Annotated in this window: 2 protein-coding genes; both read right to left on the reverse strand. The window is 67.1% G+C overall.

All coding sequences use genetic code 11. From position 1 onward, the window contains the following. A partial coding sequence (locus MH112_RS07085) for a methyl-accepting chemotaxis protein (RefSeq protein ID WP_296565765.1) occupies nucleotides 1-1,276 on the reverse strand: 1,276 nt, incomplete at its 3' end. Between the two features lie 67 nt (nucleotides 1,277-1,343). After that, complete coding sequence (locus tag MH112_RS07090) at nucleotides 1,344-1,625, reverse strand: hypothetical protein (RefSeq protein WP_296565767.1); 282 nt, start codon at nucleotides 1,623-1,625, stop codon at nucleotides 1,344-1,346. Nucleotides 1,626-2,128: the final 503 nt, after the last annotated feature.

A 2,128-nucleotide genomic window follows, 5' to 3' on the forward strand; every position in this document is an offset into this window, starting at 1 on the left:
CGCTGATCAGGCCCTTGATCTCCTTGGCCGCATCGGCGGAACGCTGGGCCAGCGCGCGAACTTCGGAGGCGACCACGGCAAACCCGCGGCCAGCATCCCCGGCCCGGGCGGCTTCGACCCCGGCATTGAGGGCCAGCAGATTGGTCTGGAAGGCGATTTCGTCGATCACGCCAATAATCTGGGTGATCTGCTCGGAGGACTTTTCGATCTCGCTCATGGCCTGGACGGCGTCGCCCACCACCTGGCCGGCCTTCTGGGCATCCAGCCGCGAGCGGGCGACCACGGCGGAGGCCTCCCGGGCCCCTTCGGCAGACGTCCGCACCGTGGCGGTGACCTCGTCCAGGGCCGCGGCGGTCTCTTCCAGGCCCGCGGCCTGCTGCTCGGTGCGCCGCGACAGGTTATCGGCGGCCTGACTGATCTCGCCGGCCCCGCCGCGCATATTGATCGCCGCCTGGGCAATGACCCCAAGAGCGTCCTGCAGGCGCTCAGCGGCCATGTTGAAGTCCCGGCGCAGGGCCTCGTACTGGGGGGTGAAGGCCGTGTTGATGCGGTAGGTCAGGACCCCGTGGGCCAGCTTGTCGAGGCCGGTGGCCAGGCCGTCGACCACCGCCACGCGCTCCTCGTCGACGGCCTGTTGCAGATCGTGCCGCTCCTGGGCCGCCGCAGCCTCGGCGTTACGGGACTGCTCCACCGCCTGGGTGGCCTGTTCAGCGAGGCTTCGCGCAGCCTCGGCCTCGGAGACCGCCGCCGTGGAGGTGGCGAACATCTGCAGGATCTGCTGGATCGCCCAGATGAGCACGGCGGCTTCGATCACCAGGATCACCGCATGCACCAGCACCCGGCCGATGTCGCCGCCGCCGGGGAACACCGCCGCCGGCAGAAGGAAACTGAGCGCCAGATGGTGCAGGGCTACCGTGCCTGCGCCGGCCACGATCGCCCGCCAGTCGCAGAACACCATCAAGGTGGCCAGGGCGGCGAAATAGGCCATGTGCATGTCCACCTGCCAGGGCGCCCCGGCAAAGGCCGCCACCAGCAGGGACACCGATCCCATCAGCGCCACTCCGATGGTGACCCGGGCGGCGGACCCACCGGCTCTGGACATCAGCAGGGATACCCCGGCCAGGGCCGCCGCCGCCGCCGTAAGGCCGATCCAGGCGCCCCCGCTCACGAAAGCCGCCCACCCCACCAGGGGGATGAACAGACAGATCAGGGCGTTCAGGACCTTCAGGCCAAAGGCTCTCTGGTCGTCGAGGGTCAGGGCGCGGGTCTTGGTCATGTGCTGGCTTCGCTTTCAGAGCTCGGCGAATGCGCCGTGGTCGGGGTGGGGATGACGGGACAGGGGGTCATGTGGGCGATACGCAGGGGCCGGCGAGGCCGGGATCTACGACGAGCCAGGCCCCCCGCGCCCGAAGCGCAGCGGCCAGGGTCTGGCCATCGCTCAGAGCCGCGCTGCGGGTCGGATCAAGGGTCGTGATGATGACGAAGGGATAGGCACCGACCCCGGTGACGGCACCCGCCTGGTCAGCGGCCGCCAGGGCGCGGGGGGCGTCCCACCAGGGCGGAAAGACGGCCGCAGCAGCGCTGGCGTCCCGGGGCGCCGCACCCAGGACGAGGGCGGCGACCAAGCTCAGAAAGCTCAAACTGATGGCAGGTGCCCAGGTGGCCACGGCTCTGATCCCCATAATGGGTAGCAGGACTAAGCCTGGACGGTTAATCAGACCTTAGGGCCGCAGGGGGTGGTCAAGATGTCGCACCTGCACAATCTATGGAGAAAATATGCGCCGCGATCAGCTAGGCGTTGAGGTGGGCCAAGTTTGTACGCCTACAGATTTAAAGACGGCGACCGCCTGGTATACTGAAAGCTAGAAAATGAAGGCCAGGACAGCGCCGACGACGACAATAAGGCCGACAATATAGATGACCGAGTTCATGACATCTCTCCATGTTTAAAGATGCCTAGAGAACGTCACCCCTGGGGTTTGGGTTCCGGTCCGGACCGTCGTGCCCAGGACAGACCTGACGGCGCGCGCCAAGCCCATGGGGCCGAGCGATGAACCAAGACAGATGATGAGGTGGAGAATCCTGGTGGAGCCGAGCGGAATCGAACCGCTGACCTCCTCATTGCGAA

Source organism: Phenylobacterium sp., assembly GCF_022402485.1.
Lineage (GTDB): Bacteria > Pseudomonadota > Alphaproteobacteria > Caulobacterales > Caulobacteraceae > Phenylobacterium.